Raw genomic sequence first — 21,941 nt, forward strand, 5'->3', positions numbered from 1 at the left:
GTGTGGGCATGTAGATTTACCTCAACGCCTCCGGATCGCTCCCGGGGGCGTTTTCGTTAGTGCTGGGTAGTGATGGGACGGGCGAGGGTGAGCCACTGCAAGTGGTTGCCTTGGCCGGCGCGTTGCCGCATCTGCTGTAGCGCTTCGGGATTGCGCAGGAGGTTGGGAATCAGCTCGCAAGCGTCGCTGATCACCACGTCTGCGGGCGGCTGAATCGCTAACAACGTCCACTCCAGGTCATGCCACAGCACGATTAGCACCTGAGCGCCGGCCGAGATCGCTTGATCGCGAAGGGTCAGCAAGCGCTGGCGACCTTTGATCTCTGCGGTAGAAGTCAGAGACGCTTCAAGTACACCGACAAGATCCAATGCTTGGTGGTGAAGAAAGGTCGGGGTCATGCTGCCTCCTGCACGTTGGCAAACAGCGGCAGTGGTGTTTCGCCTTTGAGCCAAGCCAGGATCTTGCTGTCCTCGGCGCACCGCCGGCGGTGTTCTACCGTGAGCCGATCGCGTTGCTGTGCCAGGCATTCATCCACATAGCTGGACAGATCGGAGGTCATGCGCATTTCACGGTGCAGGCGTTCGCTAGCGGTCCTTTCCTCGGCAAGATCCCGCTCGGTGATCTGTTGCCACACCGCCGGATCGTTCGCAAATCCTGCCGATTGATCGACCAGCCAATACGTGACCCAGTCGGTCAAGCCCAGCGATTTCAGGGCGGTGCGACGGCCCTCCTTCATCGCGAAATGGCCCGTACCGTGGATGCTGGAAAACTCCCTGCGTACCGCGTTTTTGCGGAGCAGTTCAGGCAATTCCCACGGATTGGGTTTAAGCGGAAGGACCAGGCCATCAGGGTTGAAAAAGAAGGCATCTTGTTCCTCCCCATTCCAGCTCACACCCGCAATCGTGCGGTGCCGCCAGTTGATTGCCCCGGTTTGATAGAGGCGAAATCCGATGCTGTAGGAGTCGAGAAACGGCCCTTTGAATAGACTGTAGTTGCGCTTCATGCTGCCACCTGGTCACGCGCCTCAATGCGGCTGCGTGTCCATGCCTGTACTTCGGAAAGAACCCAGGCGACAGGGGCGCCGCGCGCGTTGCTGTTGCTCAATTTGACGGGCAGGGGAAAGTTGCAGTCAGGGCGCTGCATGAGCTTGTAGATGGTGGGGCGAGCAAGGCCTACCATCGCAATGACTTCGTTGATACGAATGAGGGTTGTATAGGGGTCGCGAGCTGGGGATTTGGTATCAATTGCTTGGACGGAAGCTGTCATAGTCGTGCCTATATGGTGAGAGACAGGCACAGACTAGAGAGGGAAAAAAAAGCAAACACGGTTTGCTTTTGATTGAAATTATCGGGGTAGGTATCCACCCATAATCAGATATTTTTTGACGGTAGGCTCAGACGCTATGCCCTCCTGTTCTACCAATGCTTTTTTCAGCTCTCGCTCTGAAATAGTCGGATTGGCCAAAATGTGACGGTCAGCCGCACTGCGGATGCGCTCGCGGAGATCCGCTGCATTCTGCTGCTTTACCGACTCCGGCTTCCTGTTGGCCTTACCCGCAGCCGCGCCTCTTTGCGAGGCCTTGGCGGAAAACGCTTTACTCAGCGCCTCGCTTAGAAAATTGGCCACATTGAAGCTACCCTTCGATACGTCGATGTCCTCAACTTGTCTGTAGAGGCTCGCCAGCATGATCGTCTTGTCGGCATCGCCCATGAATGTGCGGAAGGATTCACGAGCATCAATTTCCCCGCCTGGATCCTTTAGTCGCTCCTTTTCGGCCAGTGCGCAATATTTCTTAGGATCTGTTATTTGCATTTGGGCTATGAGATCTGCGTCAAGGTCGAAGACGTAGAGTTCCGTTTCAAAGAGCCAGTTGGCGAGAACTTGAATGGCTTGAATGCTCTGCACTAGGGTGTAAGTCGCCACGAGTTGCGAGTCCGCAGCGTTGTGATCAATGCCATGAAACCGTCGTATGACACTCGGCAGTGAGGCTGCATCGGCGTAGCTGGCATGTTCTTCGATCTCGTCGCGGAGTTGAAACATCGTAGCGACCACCGACCCTGCTCGATCAGGATAACGGCCATCCTCAAGCCAGTATGAGGTGGCGTAATTGGCCAGCTCCAGCGCCTCTTTGAAATACTCCCGAAACTGCGAATACAACGCTAACTCACGCACGGCCTGTTCGATGTCGTCTAGTTCCCACAGCAAATTACTGACATCGAAGCCAGCAATCTCTAGGCGGCCAATCGGCATGCTCTCATCGTCCATTCACTGCCCCTTGGCCCCGCTTGGCGTCATGAATACAGCGGTTCACGACACGGTTCTCCTCGACCAACAGTGAGGTGGCTGGGCAAATGTTGTTACACGATTCGACCACGCAACACGTCGTGTAGCGCTGACCATTTCTTCGTGTAGCGCGATATAAGTTCTTTATATTCAATGAGTTATAGATTTGCGTTACACCTGTAACACGCGTAACACCGTTTTTTTTGGGGGGGTGGATGATGAGCCTCATATCACCTTTCCAAATTGGCCTTGCACGACATTGCCAACTACTAGCTCATCAAGATGATCTGCGTACCACTGCATCATGACTTTGCGCTGAGGCAGGTACACCGCCTTGTTGTACACCCCTGCAATTCCCTCTTTGACATGAGAAAGCTGAGCCTCAATGTGGTTCTCATCAAAGCCTTGTTCATTAAGGATCGTGCTCGCGATATGGCGGAAGCCATGGCCAGTTTGCCGGCCCGCGTATCCCAGTCTGCGCAGCGCCATCAGAAAGACGGTATTGCTACGGGGGATGGTTCGATCTTTTCTTCCTGGGAAGAGAAGGGGGTATGCCCCTGTTAGCGTGCGCAGCTCCGTTATCGCTTCAATGGCCTGGCGAGATAGAGGCACCACATGCTCGCGACGACGCTTCATTCGCTCGGCTGGAATCGTCCATAGCTTTTTGTTGAGGTCGATCTCTGACCAGCGTGCTTCTCGAATCTCACTCGGGCGTGCCGCTAATAAGGCCAGCAGTCGGAGACCTAGACGGACGTCCTTCGCGTGAGGGTAAGAGTTGATGGCGCGAAGTAATGCAGGCAACTCTTCTATTGATACGTGTGCATAATTTTCAGCACTGCGCGTTTGTAGAAATTTATTGAGGCCTTCAAGGGGGTTGTGGATCGCTCGACCTGTCACGCGTGCCAAGTCATAGATCTCTTTGCAGAAGGCCCGAACTCTGCCCATTTGCTCAATGATCCCTTTCTGCTCCATGCCGCGCAGAAACTCCATCCATTCAAGGGGCAGTATTTCTGTGTAGATGCGTTTGCCGAAAACAGGGAATACGTGAAGCTCCAGGGCTCCAAGGACTCGACGGGACGTGCCGGCTTCCCAGCTTGAACGCCTAGCCTCAAACCATTCGCGGCCTAATGCTTCGAAAGTGTTGTTGGCAGCCACCCGGTCAGCAATCTTACGAGCCTGCTTACTGACTAAAGGATTTTTACCAGTCGATGCGTCATCCCGCAGTTGCGCCGCCTTCTGCCTGGCTAGCGAACCACTGATTTCGGGGTAACCGCCTAGGCCCAGCCAGGACCATTTCCCGTCTGGTTTTTTGTAGCGCAACTCCCACGACTTCTGCCCATTTGCCTTCACCCGAAAATACAAGCCGTTGCCGTCTTGCTCCCGGTACGTCGCATTCTCCGGCTCCAAGCCTGCGAGAGTAGTGTCGGCCAGTGGGCGGCGTTTGATTTCAGTACGCTTCACTGCGTGTATGCCTCCAGTTCAATGAATCTCAAAGCATACACGTGGGCATACACGGCGTGAAGTTATAGGGGTAGACAGGGATGGATAGCCAGAAACAAGAAAGCCCGCACGGGGCGGGCTTCTTGGGGTGTTTCGTAGACTGTCTGAGACAGGCCTAGACTGCTATATGGTGCACCAGGCGGGATTCGAACCCACGACCACTGCCTTCGGAGGGCAGTACTCTATCCAGCTGAGCTACTGGTGCAATGCGGGCGCCATGATACTCATATGCACTGCGGGCGTCCATGCTGCTGAATCGCCTGCGGTTTTCCAAAGCGTAACCTGTGTTTGCTACGTTGATCAGAAAAATTAGGCAAATGCGGCGTTTTCGTTCTTTTTTTCGAACAGGCTATTGTCCTTTACCCCCTTTGATCCTAGGATTCGTTTGAGATTTCAAACGCTCTTGTCTGGGTGCTGAACCGCACGAGATTCAATCAGTGCGCTATTTATGTGCTTCAGCCCGGTGAATGATTTCCCTGACGGCAGCCTATAAGGCGCCTTTCTACAATCATAATTCGCTCCGCGCTTGCCGCGGTGCTGTTAAGGAAAGCCGACATGCAGCTTAAAGACACCCAGTTGTTCCGCCAGCAAGCCTTTATCGATGGCGCTTGGGTTGATGCGGACAATGGTCAGACGATCAAGGTCAACAACCCGGCAACGGGCGAAATTCTGGGCACCGTGCCGAAAATGGGCGCTGCCGAAACCCGCCGTGCGATCGAAGCCGCTGACAAAGCGCTGCCGGCCTGGCGTGCACTGACCGCCAAGGACCGGGCCAACAAGCTGCGTCGCTGGTTCGAACTGATCATCGAGAACCAGGACGACCTGGCTCGCCTGATGACCCTGGAACAAGGCAAGCCATTGGCCGAAGCCAAGGGCGAAATCGTTTACGCCGCTTCCTTTATCGAGTGGTTCGCCGAAGAAGCCAAGCGCGTCTACGGTGACGTGATTCCAGGTCACCAGCCAGACAAGCGCCTGATCGTGATCAAGCAGCCAATCGGCGTGACCGCTGCAATCACCCCGTGGAACTTCCCGGCCGCGATGATCACCCGCAAGGCTGGTCCAGCATTGGCCGCCGGTTGCACCATGGTGCTCAAGCCTGCTTCGCAAACTCCGTTTTCCGCATTCGCTTTGGCTGAACTGGCCCAGCGTGCCGGCATTCCTGCCGGTGTGTTCAGCGTTGTGTCCGGCAGTGCCGGCGACATCGGCAGCGAGCTGACCAGCAACCCGATCGTGCGCAAACTGTCCTTCACCGGCTCGACCGAAATTGGTCGTCAGCTGATGGCTGAATGCGCCAAGGACATCAAGAAAGTGTCTCTGGAACTGGGCGGAAACGCGCCGTTCATCGTGTTCGACGACGCGGACCTGGATAAGGCCGTCGAAGGCGCGATCATTTCCAAGTACCGCAACAACGGCCAGACCTGCGTCTGCGCCAACCGTCTGTACATTCAGGATTCGGTCTACGACGCGTTCGCCGAGAAGCTGAAAGTGGCCGTGGCCAAACTCAAGATCGGCAACGGTCTGGAAGAAGGCACCACCACTGGCCCGCTGATCGACGAAAAAGCCGTGGCCAAGGTTCAAGAGCACATTGCTGACGCCATCAGCAAAGGCGCAACTGTTCTGGCAGGTGGCAAGGTCATGGAAGGCAACTTCTTCGAGCCGACCATCCTGACCAACGTGCCGAAAAACGCTGCCGTGGCCAAGGAAGAAACCTTCGGTCCATTGGCTCCACTGTTCCGCTTCAAAGACGAAGCCGAAGTGATCGCGATGTCCAACGACACCGAGTTCGGTCTGGCCTCGTACTTCTATGCTCGCGACCTGGGTCGTGTGTTCCGTGTGGCTGAAGCCCTGGAATACGGCATGGTTGGCGTCAACACCGGGTTGATCTCCAACGAAGTCGCGCCGTTCGGCGGCATCAAGGCGTCGGGTCTGGGCCGTGAAGGCTCCAAGTACGGCATCGAAGATTACCTGGAAATCAAATACCTCTGCCTGGGCATCTAAGCCCGGCTAGGCATTGCTTCAAGCGGAAAGGGCACGAGAGCGCTGTCCCTTTCTGCGCTTCAAACGGAATTTTCTCTGTGGTCGGGAAAGCTGTGGCAGTCGATCATCGCATGCTGCCGTAGTTGCCTCCCCGCCGCATTTTCCTTGAACCACGCCGCCCGATGAGCGGTGAATGAGGACTATATGAGCAAGACTAACGCATCCCTGATGAAACGCCGCGAAGCCGCTGTACCACGCGGTGTTGGCCAGATTCACCCGATCTTCGCCGAGTCCGCGAAGAACGCCACCGTGACCGACGTTGAAGGTCGCGAGTTCATCGACTTCGCCGGCGGTATCGCCGTACTGAACACCGGTCACCTGCACCCGAAAATCATCGCCGCCGTGACCGCGCAGCTGAACAAGCTGACTCACACGTGCTTCCAGGTACTGGCTTACGAACCGTACGTAGAGCTGTGCGAAAAAATCAACGCCAAGGTGCCAGGTGATTTCGCCAAGAAAACCCTGCTGGTGACCACCGGTTCCGAAGCGGTAGAAAACGCCGTGAAAATCGCCCGTGCCGCCACTGGCCGTGCCGGCGTGATTGCCTTCACCGGCGCTTACCACGGCCGCACCATGATGACCCTGGGCCTGACCGGTAAAGTCGTGCCTTACTCGGCCGGCATGGGCCTGATGCCAGGCGGCATTTTCCGCGCGCTGTACCCGAACGAACTGCACGGTGTGAGCATCGACGATTCGATCGCCAGCATCGAACGCATCTTCAAGAACGACGCCGAGCCGCGTGACATCGCTGCCATCATCATCGAGCCGGTTCAGGGCGAAGGTGGTTTCTACGTCGCGCCTAAAGAGTTCATGAAGCGTCTGCGCGCGCTGTGCGACCAGCACGGCATCCTGCTGATCGCTGACGAAGTACAAACCGGCGCTGGTCGTACCGGTACTTTCTTCGCCATGGAACAGATGGGCGTTGCTGCCGACCTGACCACCTTCGCCAAATCCATCGCTGGCGGCTTCCCGTTGGCCGGTGTGTGCGGCAAGGCCGAATACATGGACGCCATTGCTCCAGGCGGCTTGGGCGGCACCTACGCCGGTAGCCCGATCGCTTGCGCCGCAGCACTGGCCGTGATGGAAGTGTTCGAAGAAGAGCACCTGCTGGACCGCTGCAAGGCTGTCGGCGAGCGTCTGGTCACTGGCCTGAAAGCCATCCAGGCCAAGTACCCGGTGATCGGCGAAGTCCGTGCCCTGGGCGCGATGATCGCGGTCGAGCTGTTCGTTGATGGCGACAGCCACAAGCCGAACGCTCCAGCGGTAGCCGCCGTTGTGGCCAAGGCGCGCGACAAAGGTCTGATCCTGCTGTCCTGCGGCACTTACGGCAACGTTCTGCGCGTCCTGGTACCACTGACTTCCCCGGATGAGCAACTGGACAAAGGTCTGGCGATCATCGAAGAGTGCTTCTCTGAGCTTTGATTTAAAGTGCTCCGATGAATGTGTGAACTGATCAACAAAAAAACCCGCTTCGGCGGGTTTTTTTGTGTCCCTGGAACCCATCGATGGCAAATGCGCTGTATCGAATGGCCAGCATTGACTAAGGTGCAAGCACTACTCTGGAGTGTGTAAATGACTGCTGTGGTGTTACCCGCTGCGCCGCGTGTGCTGATTGCCGAGGCCGACCCCTGGTCCCGTGACCTGCTCAAGCAGGTGTTGTTGAATGTGCGCTGCGACGCACGGCTGGATCTGTGTGCCAATGGTCAGGCAGCGTTGCACCTGTTGGCGGAAAATCCTTACGACCTGGTGATCGTCGACTGGGAGTTGCCCGGCGTCGATGGTTTGAATGTCTTGCGCAATGTCCGCCAACGCAAACGGAATCCACCGCTGCCGTTCATTCTGATGGGCAGCCGCAACGACAGCGCCAGTGTGCGCGAAGTCTTGCCCCTGGCGCCTGCGGCGTACCTGACCAAACCCCTGAACATGGAAAGCCTGACCCTGCGTCTGCAGGATCTGCTGCTCAATGCCGGTGAGGAAGTGTCTTGCGAGGTGCCTTCATTGGCGCCGGGCATGACCTTGTCGGCGTACCTGGAGCGTCGTCGTGAGTTTGCTGATGGCGCGCCTTTGATGACCGACGTGCAGTTGGCGGTCAAACGCAGCCTCAATCCCAACGGCCTCGATTTGACAGTGCTGGAAGACGAGATCCGCACCGATCCGCAGGTGACCGCCGTGCTGATCGCCGCTGCCAATAGCGCGGCCCAGCACCATGGCGCTGCCGTACAAACCCTGTCCCAGGCGCTGCACCGCCTCGGCACCGGACAAAGCATGAACCTGATTCTGGGGCTGGCCCTCAAGCGCAGTGCCCGACTCAGCGATCCGTGTCTGGCCGACTATGCCGAGCGCTATTGGGAGCTGTCGCTGCGCACCGCCGAATATGGCCGGACCCTGGCGCGCTTGCTGGATCTGGATCAGGAGCGTTGTTATTGCGCCGGTATGCTGCATCGCCTCGGTGACCTTGCGCTGTTGCGGTGTTTGCAGGAATGGAAGCAGGCCGGTGGCGAGCTGGATGAATGGGAGGAGGTTGGCGAGGCGCTGGCCGAATTCGGCGCGGGTTATGGTTCGGCGCTTCGCACTCGCTGGCGCCTGCCGCTGGAGCTGCGAGAGCTGATTGCGGCGGTCTACCAGCTCGGTGGTGGGGTTTATTCGCGCGAAGCGCTGGTGATGAACATGGCTGCGCAACTGGCGCGTCTGACCGAGCATGAGGGCATTGAGGACCTGGCGAAGAGCCGGACGGCGCGGTTGCTCAAGATCGGGTTGCCGGAATTGATGCGTTTGCGCAAGAAATAGGCATCACACAATTCCCCATGTGGGAGCGGGCTTGCTCGCGAAGGCGGACATCCAGTCGACATTGAGTTGCCTGACCCGACGCCTTCGCGAGCAAGCCCGTTCTCACATGGGGTCTGTGTTGGACCTGTCAGCCGCAGATGATGCGGTTCTTGCCCTGGTGTTTGGCTTTGTACATTGCCGCATCCGCGCGGGCAAACAGGCTGTCGACGCTTTCGTCCTCGGCGGTGAGGCTGGTCAGGCCCTGGCTGACGGTGATGCCGAACGTCTGGTCGCCATGGCTGAAACTCAATCGCTGAATCTCCCGTTGCAGGCGCTCGGCCACTTGCATGGCCATGTCTGGCGCACAGCCGGGAAATACCGCTGCGAATTCCTCACCGCCAACTCGCCCGAACACATCGCCGCGACGCAACGCCGCGCGACCGCTCTCGGCGATTCGTTGCAGCACGTTGTCGCCTTCCTGGTGGCCGTAGGAATCGTTGATCACTTTGAAATCATCGATGTCCAGCAGCAGGAATGCCAGCGGCGTGCCTTGGTGCCGTGCCTGTTGGAATTCACGGTGGGCGCATTCGAAGAAGTGTCGGCGGTTGCTGCTCTGGGTCAGCACGTCGGTGGTGGCCAAGCGTTGCAGCTCGGTTTCCATCTGCTTTTTGTCAGTAATGTCTTCGGCAATGCCAACGATGATCACCGGTTGCCCCGGCTCGGCCTGACGGTTGATGAAGCACTTGTCACTGAGCCAGCGAACCTGGCCGTCGGCGGCAATGATTCGGTATTCGCGGTCTTCAACGGCACCTTTCACCAGTACTTCGGCCAGGCTGCGTTCGGCATAGTCCAGATCGTCGGGGTAAATGCTGTCGCGCCAATGGTTGTAGTCGGACAGTAACAAGCCTGCAGAGCGGCCGAAAATCCGTTCATACGCAGGGCTGACATAGAGCACCCGACGGGATTCCCAGTCGAAGGCCCAAAGCACCGCGTTGACGCTCACCAGCAGAGCGCTGAACAGCTGCTCGCGTTCACTCAGGCGCGCCACTTCGCCTTGTGCATGCATTAGCGCCAGCAGCGTTTGCGCGGCCTCGGGCCACAGCGGGAGGGATGAGTCTTGTAGGCTTTTATTGACCATCGACACAAAATCTCAAAGGGCGTGTGCCGCTCGAGGTTCGAAAGCGGCCAATACCAGAGCCCGCCTGGATGGCGAAGTGTCTTTGAGATAGGGGATTTGGAGCTTAGTTCCGAAGGGTGCGCCCACGAACGGGGCGCACCGATCAACGGCGTCAGACAGCGGCGGGGCGCAGGGAGTAGGTTTTCAACTGATCGGCGAAGTCGCGCAAGGATTGAATCCCGCTGGCTTCGGCTTCGTGTACCCAATCCTTGATGGCGGCCAGCATGTCGTGACCATTTGAGCTGGTCTTGACCCAGATCTGCTGCAAGGCCAGGCGTTTCTCGTAAATTACCTTCAGCGCCTGACTGTGCTCGAGCATGGTCTGGATGCGAATGTGGTGTTTGTCATCCAGAAGGCTGGTTTCCCGCGAGAGCAGGCGCTTGGCGCGGTGGAACTGGTGACGGACCGAGTGATCGACCTTTTCCAGTTCTTGTTTGACCAGCGGTGCGATCACCAATTTGCGGTACTGGGCCATGATCTGGAAGCGGTTGTTGAGGATCGCCATGGCGGTGTCCATGTCCAGGTTGCCTTTGCCTTCGACCCGATGGGCGATTGGCGCGACCCGCTGAACCTTGGCCAGGCGCAGGAAGCTGAAGACCTGGATCCAGGCCCAGCCGAGATCGAATTCCCACTTCTTTACCGACAGTTTTGCCGAATTAGGGTAGGTGTGATGGTTGTTATGCAGTTCTTCGCCGCCGATCAGGATGCCCCACGGCACCAGATTGGTCGCCGCATCGCGGCATTCGAAGTTGCGGTAGCCGATGGCATGGCCCAGGCCATTGACCACGCCGGCGGCCCAGACCGGGATCCACATCATCTGGATCGCCCAGATGGTGATGCCGATGGTGCCGAACAGCAGCAGGTCGATGACGCCCATGATCGCCACGCCCAGCAGCGGAAAACGGCTGTACAGGTTGCGTTCGATCCAGTCGTCTGGGCAGTTCTTGCCGTAGATGCGCAGGGTCTCGGGGTTTTCCGCCTCGGCACGGTACAGCTCGGCGCCTTTGCGCAGAACGGTGGACAGGCCCTTGATGACCGGGCTGTGCGGGTCATCGACGGTTTCGCATTTGGCGTGGTGCTTGCGGTGGATAGCGGTCCACTCGCGGGTGTTCTGTGCCGTGGTCAGCCACAGCCAGAAGCGGAAGAAATGTTTCAGGCCAGCATTGAGCTCAAGCGAGCGATGGGCTGAATAACGATGCAGATAGACCGTGACGCCGATGATCGTCACGTGGGTCATCAGCAGGGTGACTGCCACCAGTGACCAGGGCGACAAGCCGAGAAAACCTTCGTACCACATAGGCTATTGGGCCCTCGATAAAGAAAAAAACAGCCGTTGCATTATCACTTAGCCCACAGATAAAACCAGTCGCCCTTTCAGATAAGAGTGGCCGGATGTTTCTTTAAACTATAGTTCCATCCTTTTTGAAGGGACATGGATAGCCGAATGTCTGCCACCTATCGCGATGCTTTGCGTGCTGCACTGCTTTACCTTCTGGTTTCTATAGGTTGGCTGCTGTTCAGCGGTTATTTATTGAACAGTTTCTTCGATAGCTCTGCTGAGCTAATACGATGGCAACTGATCAACGGTTATGCCTGGGTGGTATTCAGTGCCGGTCTGATTTTCCTCGCCCGGGCGCGATTGTTCCGTTGTTTGGGGATCGGCGCAAAATTGCGTGAGCGCACTGAAGATCGCGAGCGTTTGCGTCAGGCGGCCGCGGTGTTCGATTGCACGCGTGAAGGGGTGCTGGTCACCGACAACAAAGGGTTGATCGTCCATGTAAACCGGGCCTTCATGGCAATCACCGGCTATCAGAGCGAGGAGGTGCTCGGCCAGCGCCCCAGTCTGTTCAAGTCCGGTCATCATCCGCCGGCTTTCTACCAGGCGATGTTCGCGACACTCAACAGCACCGGCGAGTGGAGCGGGGAAATCTGGAACCGCCGCAAAAGCGGCGAGATCTACCCGCAATGGCAGACCATCCGCGTCATTGACGACGAGAGGGGGCGGCGCAGCCATTACGTGGCAGTGTTTTCCGACATCAGCGCAATCAAAAACTCCGAGCATGAACTGACGCGTCTGGCTCATTACGATCCGCTGACCGATCTGCCCAACCGCTTGCTGTTCACCGACCGCACCGGGCAGGCCCTGGCTTCGGCGCAGATCCACAAGCGCGGCTGCGCGTTACTGTTGATCGATCTCGATCACTTCAAGATGATCAACGACAGCCTCGGGCATAGCATTGGGGACCAGTTGCTCAAGGGCGTGGCCGAGCGTTTGAAAGCGATGGTCGGTCCGGGAATCACCCTGGCGCGCCTGGGTGGTGACGAGTTCGCCGTGCTGGCTGAAAGCTGTCCGCAAATGGTGCACGCGGCGGCGCTGGCTCAGCGGATCATCGATGGCCTCAAAGAGCCGTTCCAGATCGACGGGCATCGGTTGTTCGTCAATATCAGCGTCGGCATCAGCCTGTTCCCTGGCGATGCCTTGAGCGCGGAGCAGTTGTTGCGCAATTCCGACTCGGCGCTGTTCAAGGCCAAGAGCGCCGGGCGTAACGGCTACGCCCTCTATACCGAAGAATTGACCGTCCATGCCCAGCAACGGGTCGAGACTGCATTCGAATTGCGCCGTGCGCTGGAGCAGCAGGAGTTGCGGGTTTATTACCAGCCGGTTCACGACCTCAAGACCAGCCGCCTGATCGGCGTCGAGGCATTGGTGCGCTGGGAGCATCCACAGCGAGGGTTGGTGTCGCCGGCAGAATTCATTCCCATTGCCGAGCGCACCGGTCTGATCGCCGAAATTGATGCCTGGGTGATGCGCCAGGCCTGTGAGCAGATGTGCCAGTGGCAGCAGGCCGGGGTGGTGTTGTCGTTTGTCGCGGTGAATGTTTCTTCTCGATTGTTCGCCCGCCGCGAGCTGTTTGGGCAGGTGGCGAAGGTGCTGAACGAAACCGGGCTGGATCCTGCCTGTCTGGAGCTGGAAGTTACCGAGAGCGCTGTGATGGATGACCCGGAAGTCGCGCTGGAGCAGATGCACAGGTTGCGTGAATTAGGCGTTCGGCTGGCCATCGATGACTTCGGTACAGGCTATTCGTCGTTGCTGCGCCTCAAGCGAATGCCGGTACAGAAACTCAAGATCGATCAGGGCTTCGTTGCCGGGTTGCCGTGGGATGAGGATGACGCGGCGATTGTGCGGGTGATCATTGCGCTGGCCCAGAGCATGGGGATGCAGGTTCACGCCGAGGGGATCGAGCAGGTCGAGCAGGCGAGTTTCCTGCTCGAACACGGCTGCGATCTGGGGCAGGGGTACTGGTTTGGACGGCCGGTGCAGGCACTGCAGTTGGATTGGGCCAAAGCGCCAGAAATTCTATGAAAGCAAAAAGATCGCAGCCTTCGGCAGCTCCTACATGGGGATGCGTACCCCTGTAGGAGCTGCCGAAGGCTGCGATCTTTTGATCTTTTGATCTTTGGGCCAATAACCCTCCGCAAACCCTTGTCCCGTCAGATAATCTAATTTGGTTATATAAACATTCTTAAATAGTCTTTTTAAGAATAACCACGCCTATCTACTATTGCCCTCACGCCGCAAGCAGTCTCGCCACTGCCAGGCAACCTCTAGTTGAAGGAGCAGCACCATGAGCGCATCCCTGCGTAGCGTTGACGGCCAGGACGAAGCAACCATTTTGCGTGAGATCCAGAGCGCCTTGCGCGATCTGCGTTTTGGCGCAGTGGAAATCACCGTGCACAACGCCCAGGTGGTCCAGATCGAACGCAAAGAGAAATTCCGGTTGCAGAACCCAAGCAACAAACCGAGCTGAAACAAAGATCAAAAGATCGCAGCCTGCGGCAGCTCCTACGGGGGCTTTGTGTAGGAGCTGCCGAAGGCTGCGATCTTTGACAGGCAACCCCGATTCCAGACCATAAAAAGCCAACACAATCAGAATTCCAGGAGCTTTCACCATGTCGTCGATTCGTCATTTCGCTTTGGCCGCCCTGGCCAGTGCCCTTTTTGCTGGTTCCGCGGTTGCCAAGGATTACGAACTGCTTAACGTATCGTACGACCCAACTCGCGAGCTGTATCAGGACTACAGCGCCGAATTCGTCAAGTTCTGGCAGAAAGACCACGCTGGCGACACCGTGAAAATCCAGCAATCCCACGGTGGTTCGGGCAAACAGGGCCGAGCGGTGATCGACGGTCTGCGTGCCGACGTGGTGACCCTGGCCCTGGCCGGTGACATCGATGAAATCGCCAAACTCGGCAAGACCCTGCCAGCGGATTGGCAGAAGCGTCTGCCGGAAGCGAGTACACCTTACACCTCGACCATCGTGTTCCTTGTGCGCAAGGGCAATCCTAAAGGCATCAAGGACTGGGGCGACCTGACCAGGAACGGCGTGGAAGTCATCACCCCGAACCCGAAAACCTCCGGCGGCGCACGCTGGAACTTCCTCGCCGCCTGGGCCTATGGCCTGAAAGCCAATGGCGGTAACGAAGCGAAAGCCAAGGAATACGTGCAAACCCTGTTCAAGCACGTTCCTGTGCTGGACACCGGTGCTCGCGGTTCGACCATTACCTTCGTCAACAACGGTCAGGGCGACGTGTTGCTGGCCTGGGAAAACGAAGCCTTCCTGGCCCTGAAAGAAGACGGTGGCGCTGACAAGTTCGACATTGTCGTGCCTTCGCTGTCGATCCTCGCCGAACCTCCGGTAGCCGTGGTCGACAAGAACGCCGAGAAAAAGGGCAACACCGAGATCGCCGAAGCGTACCTCAAGCACCTGTACAGCCCGGCCGGCCAGGAAATCGCGGCAAAAAACTTCTATCGTCCACGTGACAAGGATGTTGCCGCCAAGTACGCCAAACAGTTCCCGACACTGGACCTGGTGACCATCGACAAGGACTTCGGCGGCTGGAAAACCGCACAGCCGAAATTCTTTAACGATGGTGGCGTGTTCGACCAGATTTATCAGGCGCAATAACCTGAAATAAGCCACACAACGAGCCTTAAGCTTGGGCGCGGAACATGTGGGAGCGAGCCTGCTCGCGAAGGCGGTGTTTCAGGCGACGTAATTGTTGACTGATGCTCCCTCTTCGCGAGCAGGCTCGCTCCCACATGGATGCGTTGAGCTGATTGATTTTTTCAACCAAGGACTTTTATGTCGCGTCGTATCTCCCCCGTCATACCCGGCTTCGGGCTGACGCTGGGCTACACCTTGGTGTACCTCAGCCTGATTGTGCTCATTCCACTGGCGGCGATGTTCGTGCATGCCGCTCAACTCACCTGGGACCAGTTCTGGGCGATTATCTCGGCGCCACGGGTGCTGGCGGCGTTGAAGCTCAGCTTCGGCACCGCGCTCTATGCCGCGATCATCAACGGCATCATCGGCACGCTGCTGGCCTGGGTGCTGGTGCGCTATACCTTCCCTGGACGCAAAGTCATCGATGCGATGATCGACTTACCCTTCGCATTGCCCACCGCCGTGGCCGGTATCGCGCTGACTGCGCTATACGCGCCCAATGGTTGGGTGGGTCAGTTTGCAGCGGACCTGGGTTTCAAGATCGCGTATACCCCCCTCGGCATCACCCTTGCCCTCACTTTTGTGACACTTCCATTCGTAGTACGTACCGTACAGCCAGTATTGGCTGATATCCCTCGGGAAGTGGAAGAAGCGGCGGCGTGCCTGGGTGCGAAACCGTTGCAGGTTTTCCGCCATATTCTGGTCCCCGCGCTGCTGCCAGCCTGGCTGACCGGTTTCGCGTTGGCCTTTGCCCGCGGGGTCGGTGAGTACGGTTCGGTGATTTTCATTGCCGGCAACATGCCGATGAAAACCGAGATCCTGCCGCTGCTGATCATGGTCAAGCTCGACCAGTACGATTACACCGGCGCCACGTCCATTGGTGTACTGATGCTGGTGGTTTCTTTCGTCCTGTTGCTGCTGATCAACTTGCTGCAGCGGCGCATCGAAACCCCATAAGGAGGCGCAGAAATGTCCCAATCGTCTATTGCTGCTGCTTCCTCGAACGCCGCCCGCCGTGGCAGTGCTTCATCGCGGCGAATCCTGATCGGCCTTGGCTGGCTGGTGTTCACCCTGTTCCTGTTGCTGCCGCTGGTGATCGTGGTGTCTCAGGGCCTGAAGCTCGGAATCGGTGCGTTCTTCACCGCGATCTTCGAACCCGACGCTTTGTCGGCCCTGAAACTCACGGTGATCGCCGTGCTGATTTCAGTGCCGCTGAACCTGGTGTTCGGTGTCAGCGCCGCATGGTGCGTGAGCAAGTACTCGTTCCGTGGCAAAAGTATGCTGGTCACTCTGATCGACTTGCCGTTTTCGGTGTCGCCGGTCATCGCCGGTCTGGTCTACGTGCTGATGTTCGGTGCTCAGGGCCTGTTTGGTCCGTGGTTGCAGGACCATGACATCCAGATCGTCTTCGCCTTGCCGGGCATCGTGCTGGCGACGATCTTCGTCACTGTGCCGTTCGTGGCGCGCGAGCTGATCCCGCTGATGCAGGAACAAGGCACGCAGGAAGAAGAGGCCGCGCGCCTGCTCGGGGCCAATGGCTGGCAGATGTTCTGGCACGTCACCGTTCCCAACATCAAATGGGGCTTGATCTACGGCGTGGTGCTGTGTACGGCGCGGGCCATGGGTGAGTTCGGGGCGGTATCGGTGGTTTCCGGGCACATTCGCGGGGTGACCAACACCCTGCCGCTGCACGTCGAGATCCTCTACAACGAATACAACCACGTGGCCGCGTTCGCCGTGGCGAGCCTGTTGCTGATCCTGGCGCTCTTCATCCTGCTGCTCAAGCAGTGGAGCGAAAACCGTATTAACCGCCTGCGCGCCAGCGCCGCGGAGGAATAAGTCATGTCGATTGAAGTGCGTAACGTCAGCAAGAATTTTCACGCGTTCAAGGCGCTGGACAACATCAGCCTGGACATTCAAAGCGGCGAACTTGTGGCGCTGCTCGGCCCGTCCGGTTGCGGCAAAACTACGTTGCTGCGGATCATCGCCGGCCTGGAAACCCCGGATCAGGGCAATATCGTGTTCCACGGTGAAGACGTTTCCGGCCACGACGTGCGTGATCGCAACGTCGGCTTCGTGTTCCAGCACTACGCCCTTTTCCGCCACATGACGGTGTTCGACAACGTCGCGTTCGGCCTGCGCATGAAGCCGAAAAACCAGCGCCCGAGCGAAAGCCAGATCGCGGTGAAAGTCCACGAGCTGCTGAACATGGTGCAACTGGACTGGCTGTCGGATCGCTACCCGGAACAACTCTCCGGCGGTCAGCGTCAACGTATTGCTTTGGCTCGTGCCTTGGCGGTGGAACCGAAAGTCCTGCTGCTCGACGAACCCTTCGGCGCCCTCGACGCCAAGGTCCGTAAAGAACTGCGTCGCTGGTTGGCGCGGCTGCACGAAGACATCAACCTGACCTCGGTGTTCGTGACTCACGACCAGGAAGAAGCGATGGAAGTCGCCGACCGCATCGTGGTGATGAACAAGGGCGTGATCGAGCAGATCGGCTCACCGGGCGACGTCTACGAAAACCCGGCCAGCGATTTCGTTTATCACTTCCTGGGTGACTCGAACCGGTTGCATCTGGGTGAAGACAACCATGTGCTGTTCCGTCCTCACGAAGTGTCGCTGTCGCGTCATGAGCTGGAGGATCACCACGCGGCCGAGGTGCGGGATATTCGTCCGTTGGGTGCGACGACACGGGTGACGTTGAAGGTCGAAGGCCAGAGCGAATTGATCGAAGCAGAAGTGGTGAAAGATCACGACAGCCTGATCGGGTTGGCGAAGGGCGAGACGCTGTTTTTCAAGCCGAAGGTCTGGCAGAAACTCGCCAACATCTAAGATCAAAAGATCGCAGCCTGCGGCAGCTCCTACAGTGGATTTGGGTTAAGCACACATGTGTGGCCAACCGAAAAACCTGTAGGAGCTGCCGCAGGCTGCGATCTTTTAAAGCGTCCTACGCTGCAGCGTTCTTCTGACGCAAACGCACCCCACCCACCCGCGCCTCGATCTGCTCTTTGAGGTCATGCCGCAACCCCAGTAAAAACGCCAACTCAACCACCACAAATAACGGCCCGACAATCAACCCCGTCACATCATCGACAAACGCCGGTTTGCGTCCTTCGTAGTGATGACCGACAAATTGAATCGCCCAACCCACCACAAACATCCCGATGCCGCTCACCAGCCAAACCAGCGTGCTTTGCTGCGCGAGCACATGACCCAGCCAAACACAAAGACCCAGCAGCACGGTCATCAGCACGCCCAGCCGTAACTCCAATCGCAGATAAAACCACGCCGAAGCCAGCGCCAAAAGCACCGCCGGTGACACCCAAACCCCGGCCAGCGACCACTCGGGCCGTGACAGCAGCACCGCAACGGCGACAACGATCAGCGGAATACCGATAAAGTGGGTGGCAATATTGCGCGGGTCACGGTGGTAGGCGGCGTATTGACTGAGATGGTCGACGAGGCTTTTCATTGTTGTTCCTCCTGTTGGGTGATGGATCATGCCCCGGGTCCACATTTCGCTCTGTCAGGCAGGCGACAATCTCTAGGAGTTTTCATGGATATGCAGGTCTGGCGTCCACGCCTGATGAGCGGCCAGTGGTTCAGCCATTTACCTGTTTCCTTACAGGATAGTCTGCTGTCTGCCGCCCGGGTGCGGCGGTTGTCGCCGGACCAGCGGCTGTTCAAGCGCGGCGATCCACCGTGCGGGCTGTACGCGGTGCTCGAAGGTTCGGTGCGCATCGGCGCAGTGAGCGAGCAGGGCAAGGAGGCGCTGTTGAGCCTGGTGGAGTCGCCCCACTGGTTCGGCGAAATCTGTCTGTTCGATGGCCAGCCGCGCACTCATGATGCGTTCGGTGTGGGTCATTGCACCCTGCTGCACATTTCGCAAACCGCGCTGCTGACGTTGCTTGATGAACAACCGGTGTATTGGCGACAACTGGCGTTGCTGATGAGCCACAAGCTGCGCCTGACGTTCATCAATCTCGAACAGCTGAGCCTCATGCCGGCAGCGGCCCGACTGGCGCATCGCTTGCTGATGATCGCCGAGGGCTATGGCGAGATCGACCCGCCGCGACGGGTGTTGCAACTGCCCCAGGAACAATTGGCGTCGATGCTGTCGCTGTCGCGCCAGACCACCAACCAGATTCTCAACGACTTGCAGGGGCAGGGGATTGTGAATCTCAAGTACGGCGAGATCGAGATTCTGGATGCGCAACGATTGCGGATGTTGGCGATTATCTAAAACCCGGCGTTAGTGGTGGGCTTTGGACGCGAAGGCGCCTAGCCTGTGATGACGACAATCGAGGTGTGCCATGCGTGTGCTGTTAGTGGAAGACGAACCCGAGACCGCCAAACTCCTGGCTAAAGGCCTGAGCGAGGCAAGTTACTCAGTCGATGTGGCGGTCAACGGTATGGACGGCCGACGCTTTATCGAGTCCGGCGAATACGAGCTGATCATCCTCGACGTGATGCTGCCCGGGCTCAATGGCTGGCAGTTGCTGCAGCAGATCCGCAAGCTCGGCGAAACGCCGGTGCTGTTCCTGACCACCAGGGACGGCATCGAGGATCGCCTGCGCGATCTGGAGTTGCATGAGGATGATTACCTGCTCAAGCCATTTGCCGTAAGCGAGTTGGTGAAGCGGGTGCGCAAGTTGTTGCGGCGGGATCGGGGGCGCTGAGGCGTTTCTGTAGCGTCTGGTCTGGCCTCTTCGCGAGCAGGCTCGCTCCCACATTGGAATGCGGTCAACTGTGGGAGCGAGCCTGCTCGCGAAGAGGCAAGACCAGACAACCCACTTTCAGAATCTGTTACCGCAACCCATCTCGAAATTGCCCCGGTGTCATCCCGGTCCAGCGCTTGAATGCGCGGCTGAAGCTGCTCGTGTCCGCAAATCCCAGCAGATAGCTGATCTCGCTCAATGAGCATTGCTGATCGCGTAAATGCAGCAGCGCCAGGTTCTCGCGACTTTCGTTGAGCAGCGTATCGAACCGGCAACCCTCGTCCGCCAGATGCCGTTGCAGGCTGCGCAAACTCAGATGCAGAGCCTGGGCGATGTGTTCGGCGCTGGGCTCACCTTCCGGCAATTGCTCCTCAATGGCGTCGCGAACCTTGCGTTCCCAGGTCAGGGGTTTGAGCTGGGCGAGGGTGCGTTTGAGCACGGCTTCGTTGTGTTCGGCCAGTTCCGGATTGGCGTCGTCCAGGTGGCTGTCGAAGTCCACGACGGCGAATTCCAGTCGGTCTTCATCGGCGGCGAAGTACACCGGTGAGCGGAAGACTTTGTGCCATTGATGCGGGTCCGCCGGTTCCGGGCGACGCAGGTACACCGCCAGCGGGGCGTAATCGCGGCCCAGGCGATTGCGGCAGGTGCGTACGTAAATCGCTGTGAAGGCGTCGATGGCTTCGAAGGCCGGGGCCGGATTGCCTGGCGGGATTTTCAGGCGGAAGCGGTAGCGGTCCTCGGTGCGGGTCAGTTCCAGGTCCAGGGCATCGCTGACCACCTGGTGATAACGCACGATGCGCTCGAACACTTCTCGCAGACTGCCGCTGGCCACCAGCGCATAGCCGAGTGCGTGAAACGTGGTGGGGCTGACGAAGCGCGATACCCGCAAACCAATCGCCGGATCACCGCTGACCTGCACTGCGATTTCCCACAGGCGCGTGGTGCCGGACAACGGGTAACGGGCGTTCGGGTCGTCCATCAGTTGCGGGTCGAGCCCCGCCTGTTGGCACAGGGCGGTGCTGTCGAGGCCCAGCGCATCGAGTTGCTTGCGCAGGGCGCGGGTCCAGCTGGCGAGGGAGGTCGGTTCAGTCATGCTGATTGGCGCTTCCGGTCAACAGGTTGGCGTTCACGGCTACCGCGTTGCGAGGGTTCACAAGGCAGGATGCGAACATCAATAACCAGAGGATGGAAGCATGCACGGTACTTCTGCAAGTCCCCAGCGACTGAATGTAGCTCAGCGATCAGCGCATATTCGCCAAGTGGTGCTGGCCAAGGGGGGCGAACTGCGTCAGCGCTACCCGATTCTCAACCATCAGGACGCTTTGGGCGCAGGTATTTTGGCCTTCGCGCTGATCGGGATGATCGGCTCGGCGACGCTCTACACGACCGGGCACATGGCCTGGTGGGCATGCCTGTTGCTCAACGCCTTTTTTGCCTCGTTGACCCACGAGCTGGAACACGACCTGATCCATAGCATGTACTTCCGCAAACAGCGCGTGCCGCACAACCTGATGATGGGCCTGGTGTGGCTGGCGCGTCCGAGCACGATCAATCCGTGGATTCGCCGGCATCTGCACCTCAATCACCACAAAGTCTCCGGCACGGAATCCGACATGGAAGAGCGCGCCATCACCAACGGCGAGCCTTGGGGTTTCGCGCGGTTGCTGATGGTCGGCGACAATGTGATGTCGGCGTTCATTCGTATGCTGCGGGCCAAGACCTGGGCTCACAAGATCAGCATCATCAAGCGCACCCTGAATGTCTACGCGCCGCTGGCGCTGGTGCATTGGGGGGCGTGGTACCTGTTTCTCGGCTTCCATGCGGCCAATGGCATCGCCTATCTGATGGGAACGTCGATCGAATGGTCGGCGACCACGCTGTCGGTGATGCAGGTGATCGACATCGCTGCCGTGGTGATCATCGGTCCGAACGTCTTGCGTACCTTTTGCCTGCATTTCGTCAGCTCGAACATGCACTACTACGGTGACGTGGAGCCGGGCAATGTCATCCAGCAGACCCAGGTGCTGAACCCGTGGTGGATGTGGCCGTTGCAGGCGTTCTGCTTCAACTTCGGCAGCAGCCACGGCATCCATCATTTTGTGGTGAAGGAACCGTTTTACATCCGTCAGATGACCGTGCCGGTGGCGCATAAAGTGATGCGCGAGATGGGCGTGCGGTTTAATGATTTCGGGACGTTTGGGCGGGCGAATCGATTTGTGCGCAAGGAAACAACAGAGGCACAGGAGGTTCGTGCGGCTCAGGTTTGATCGATGTGTCCGGAAACTCAAAACGGCAAAGGCGCCCGTCATCAATCTGACCCAAAAGGGCGATACGTTATGGCACAAGCAGGGTTGCTGGGTGGCTACGGTATCGCTGATTGATATATGCGTTTTAGGCCTAATAAAGTAATTAAATATTCCTTTATTGGATATCAATTTCAGCCAATCATCGCGCTT

At 58.1% G+C, this 21,941-nt stretch carries 21 protein-coding genes and 1 tRNA gene; 12 read left to right on the forward strand and 10 right to left on the reverse strand.

The features are described 5' to 3' along the window. Positions 1-56: 56 nt before the first annotated feature. From EAH74_RS19250 to EAH74_RS19275, 6 genes are all read right to left on the reverse strand, one after another. Positions 57-398, reverse strand: a complete 342-nt coding sequence (locus tag EAH74_RS19250; protein ID WP_140680377.1) for a hypothetical protein — start codon at positions 396-398, stop codon at positions 57-59. Beyond that, positions 395-1,003: a hypothetical protein gene (locus EAH74_RS19255; protein ID WP_140680378.1), complete on the reverse strand. Its 609-nt coding sequence runs from the start codon at positions 1,001-1,003 to the stop codon at positions 395-397. The genes EAH74_RS19250 and EAH74_RS19255 overlap by 4 nt, the downstream gene beginning before the upstream one ends. After that, positions 1,000-1,266 (reverse strand): helix-turn-helix transcriptional regulator, encoded by a 267-nt coding sequence (locus tag EAH74_RS19260; protein ID WP_140680379.1) that lies wholly within the window; start codon positions 1,264-1,266, stop codon positions 1,000-1,002. Before EAH74_RS19260 ends, EAH74_RS19255 begins: the two co-directional genes overlap by 4 nt. Positions 1,267-1,344: 78 nt before the next feature. Next, positions 1,345-2,265, reverse strand: a complete 921-nt coding sequence (locus EAH74_RS19265; protein WP_140680380.1) for a hypothetical protein — start codon at positions 2,263-2,265, stop codon at positions 1,345-1,347. Positions 2,266-2,508: 243 nt separating this feature from the next. Beyond that, entirely contained in the window at positions 2,509-3,744 is a 1,236-nt protein-coding gene (locus tag EAH74_RS19270; protein ID WP_095127663.1) for a tyrosine-type recombinase/integrase, read from the reverse strand. A gap of 167 nt (positions 3,745-3,911) precedes the next feature. Next, a tRNA-Arg gene (locus EAH74_RS19275) sits at positions 3,912-3,988 on the reverse strand. Positions 3,989-4,338: 350 nt separating this feature from the next. On the opposite strand from EAH74_RS19275, the gene gabD reads away from it, so the two are divergent. The 3 genes from gabD (at position 4,339) to EAH74_RS19290 (ending at position 8,607) form a co-directional block, all read left to right on the forward strand. Next, complete coding sequence (gabD, locus tag EAH74_RS19280) at positions 4,339-5,781, forward strand: NADP-dependent succinate-semialdehyde dehydrogenase (protein WP_008148203.1); 1,443 nt, start codon at positions 4,339-4,341, stop codon at positions 5,779-5,781. 183 nt (positions 5,782-5,964) lie between these two features. Further along, complete coding sequence (gene gabT, locus EAH74_RS19285; protein WP_134419251.1) at positions 5,965-7,242, forward strand: 4-aminobutyrate--2-oxoglutarate transaminase; 1,278 nt, start codon at positions 5,965-5,967, stop codon at positions 7,240-7,242. A gap of 150 nt (positions 7,243-7,392) precedes the next feature. Continuing rightward, positions 7,393-8,607, forward strand: a complete 1,215-nt coding sequence (locus EAH74_RS19290) for a response regulator (protein ID WP_140680381.1) — start codon at positions 7,393-7,395, stop codon at positions 8,605-8,607. A gap of 127 nt (positions 8,608-8,734) precedes the next feature. Here EAH74_RS19290 and EAH74_RS19295 read toward each other — a convergent pair whose 3' ends face one another. Together EAH74_RS19295 and desA are read right to left on the reverse strand one after the other, a co-directional pair. Continuing rightward, positions 8,735-9,724, reverse strand: a complete 990-nt coding sequence (locus EAH74_RS19295; protein ID WP_140680383.1) for a sensor domain-containing diguanylate cyclase — start codon at positions 9,722-9,724, stop codon at positions 8,735-8,737. Between the two features lie 151 nt (positions 9,725-9,875). Beyond that, entirely contained in the window at positions 9,876-11,060 is a 1,185-nt protein-coding gene (gene desA / locus EAH74_RS19300; RefSeq protein WP_140680384.1) for a delta-9 fatty acid desaturase DesA, read from the reverse strand. Between the two features lie 147 nt (positions 11,061-11,207). Between desA and dibA the strand changes: the two genes are divergently transcribed. The 6 genes from dibA (at position 11,208) to EAH74_RS19330 (ending at position 17,599) form a co-directional block, all read left to right on the forward strand. Then, a complete protein-coding gene (gene dibA / locus EAH74_RS19305; RefSeq protein ID WP_140680385.1) occupies positions 11,208-13,127 on the forward strand; it encodes a phosphodiesterase DibA in 1,920 nt (639 codons plus the stop codon). 262 nt (positions 13,128-13,389) lie between these two features. After that, positions 13,390-13,572: a sulfur starvation response protein OscA gene (oscA, locus tag EAH74_RS19310; RefSeq protein ID WP_007945260.1), complete on the forward strand. Its 183-nt coding sequence runs from the start codon at positions 13,390-13,392 to the stop codon at positions 13,570-13,572. Positions 13,573-13,714: 142 nt separating this feature from the next. After that, positions 13,715-14,728, forward strand: a complete 1,014-nt coding sequence (locus tag EAH74_RS19315) for a sulfate ABC transporter substrate-binding protein (RefSeq protein ID WP_140680387.1) — start codon at positions 13,715-13,717, stop codon at positions 14,726-14,728. Positions 14,729-14,905: 177 nt separating this feature from the next. Then, positions 14,906-15,724, forward strand: coding sequence for a sulfate ABC transporter permease subunit CysT (gene cysT, locus EAH74_RS19320; protein ID WP_007899634.1), 819 nt, complete (start codon positions 14,906-14,908; stop codon positions 15,722-15,724). Between the two features lie 12 nt (positions 15,725-15,736). Then, on the forward strand, positions 15,737-16,606 hold the full coding sequence (gene cysW, locus EAH74_RS19325; protein ID WP_111449511.1) for a sulfate ABC transporter permease subunit CysW: 870 nt from the start codon (positions 15,737-15,739) through the stop codon (positions 16,604-16,606). Positions 16,607-16,609: 3 nt separating this feature from the next. Beyond that, positions 16,610-17,599, forward strand: a complete 990-nt coding sequence (locus EAH74_RS19330) for a sulfate/molybdate ABC transporter ATP-binding protein (protein WP_008148216.1) — start codon at positions 16,610-16,612, stop codon at positions 17,597-17,599. A 115-nt stretch (positions 17,600-17,714) separates the two neighbouring features. On the opposite strand, the gene EAH74_RS19335 is transcribed toward EAH74_RS19330, so the two are convergent. Then, a complete protein-coding gene (locus tag EAH74_RS19335; RefSeq protein ID WP_140680389.1) occupies positions 17,715-18,239 on the reverse strand; it encodes a DUF962 domain-containing protein in 525 nt (174 codons plus the stop codon). 84 nt (positions 18,240-18,323) lie between these two features. Between EAH74_RS19335 and EAH74_RS19340 the strand changes: the two genes are divergently transcribed. Further along, a complete protein-coding gene (locus EAH74_RS19340; protein WP_140680391.1) occupies positions 18,324-19,010 on the forward strand; it encodes a Crp/Fnr family transcriptional regulator in 687 nt (228 codons plus the stop codon). 70 nt (positions 19,011-19,080) lie between these two features. Next, the gene (locus EAH74_RS19345; protein WP_140680393.1) at positions 19,081-19,446 is read left to right on the forward strand and encodes a response regulator; all 366 of its coding nucleotides are present in this window, start codon (positions 19,081-19,083) and stop codon (positions 19,444-19,446) included. Between the two features lie 127 nt (positions 19,447-19,573). Here EAH74_RS19345 and EAH74_RS19350 read toward each other — a convergent pair whose 3' ends face one another. After that, positions 19,574-20,578 carry an AraC family transcriptional regulator gene (locus EAH74_RS19350; protein WP_140680394.1) on the reverse strand — a complete coding sequence of 335 codons (1,005 nt, stop codon included), beginning with the start codon at positions 20,576-20,578 and terminating at the stop codon, positions 19,574-19,576. A gap of 100 nt (positions 20,579-20,678) precedes the next feature. Here EAH74_RS19350 and EAH74_RS19355 point away from each other — a divergent pair, with 100 nt between their 5' ends. Further along, the gene (locus EAH74_RS19355) at positions 20,679-21,752 is read left to right on the forward strand and encodes a fatty acid desaturase (protein ID WP_140680396.1); all 1,074 of its coding nucleotides are present in this window, start codon (positions 20,679-20,681) and stop codon (positions 21,750-21,752) included. Positions 21,753-21,941: the final 189 nt, after the last annotated feature.

It is taken from the genome of Pseudomonas mandelii, assembly GCF_006438925.1.
Taxonomy (GTDB): Bacteria; Pseudomonadota; Gammaproteobacteria; order Pseudomonadales; family Pseudomonadaceae; genus Aquipseudomonas; species Aquipseudomonas mandelii_C.

Bases quoted from the DNA above. Each gene is read 5' to 3' on its own strand.
- EAH74_RS19340 (WP_140680391.1), top strand. From the start codon at position 18,324: ATGGATATGCAGGTCTGGCGTCCACGCCTGATGAGCGGCCAGTGGTTC.
- cysT (WP_007899634.1), top strand. From the start codon at position 14,906: ATGTCGCGTCGTATCTCCCCCGTCATACCCGGCTTCGGGCTGACGCTG.
- EAH74_RS19265 (WP_140680380.1), bottom strand. From the start codon at position 2,265: ATGGACGATGAGAGCATGCCGATTGGCCGCCTAGAGATTGCTGGCTTC.
- cysW (WP_111449511.1), top strand. From the start codon at position 15,737: ATGTCCCAATCGTCTATTGCTGCTGCTTCCTCGAACGCCGCCCGCCGT.
- EAH74_RS19355 (WP_140680396.1), top strand. From the start codon at position 20,679: ATGCACGGTACTTCTGCAAGTCCCCAGCGACTGAATGTAGCTCAGCGA.
- EAH74_RS19260 (WP_140680379.1), bottom strand. From the start codon at position 1,266: ATGACAGCTTCCGTCCAAGCAATTGATACCAAATCCCCAGCTCGCGAC.
- EAH74_RS19255 (WP_140680378.1), bottom strand. From the start codon at position 1,003: ATGAAGCGCAACTACAGTCTATTCAAAGGGCCGTTTCTCGACTCCTAC.
- EAH74_RS19250 (WP_140680377.1), bottom strand. From the start codon at position 398: ATGACCCCGACCTTTCTTCACCACCAAGCATTGGATCTTGTCGGTGTA.
- EAH74_RS19330 (WP_008148216.1), top strand. From the start codon at position 16,610: ATGTCGATTGAAGTGCGTAACGTCAGCAAGAATTTTCACGCGTTCAAG.
- gabT (WP_134419251.1), top strand. From the start codon at position 5,965: ATGAGCAAGACTAACGCATCCCTGATGAAACGCCGCGAAGCCGCTGTA.
- dibA (WP_140680385.1), top strand. From the start codon at position 11,208: ATGTCTGCCACCTATCGCGATGCTTTGCGTGCTGCACTGCTTTACCTT.
- EAH74_RS19350 (WP_140680394.1), bottom strand. From the start codon at position 20,578: ATGACTGAACCGACCTCCCTCGCCAGCTGGACCCGCGCCCTGCGCAAG.
- EAH74_RS19290 (WP_140680381.1), top strand. From the start codon at position 7,393: ATGACTGCTGTGGTGTTACCCGCTGCGCCGCGTGTGCTGATTGCCGAG.
- EAH74_RS19345 (WP_140680393.1), top strand. From the start codon at position 19,081: ATGCGTGTGCTGTTAGTGGAAGACGAACCCGAGACCGCCAAACTCCTG.
- EAH74_RS19295 (WP_140680383.1), bottom strand. From the start codon at position 9,724: ATGGTCAATAAAAGCCTACAAGACTCATCCCTCCCGCTGTGGCCCGAG.
- gabD (WP_008148203.1), top strand. From the start codon at position 4,339: ATGCAGCTTAAAGACACCCAGTTGTTCCGCCAGCAAGCCTTTATCGAT.
- oscA (WP_007945260.1), top strand. From the start codon at position 13,390: ATGAGCGCATCCCTGCGTAGCGTTGACGGCCAGGACGAAGCAACCATT.
- desA (WP_140680384.1), bottom strand. From the start codon at position 11,060: ATGTGGTACGAAGGTTTTCTCGGCTTGTCGCCCTGGTCACTGGTGGCA.
- EAH74_RS19335 (WP_140680389.1), bottom strand. From the start codon at position 18,239: ATGAAAAGCCTCGTCGACCATCTCAGTCAATACGCCGCCTACCACCGT.
- EAH74_RS19315 (WP_140680387.1), top strand. From the start codon at position 13,715: ATGTCGTCGATTCGTCATTTCGCTTTGGCCGCCCTGGCCAGTGCCCTT.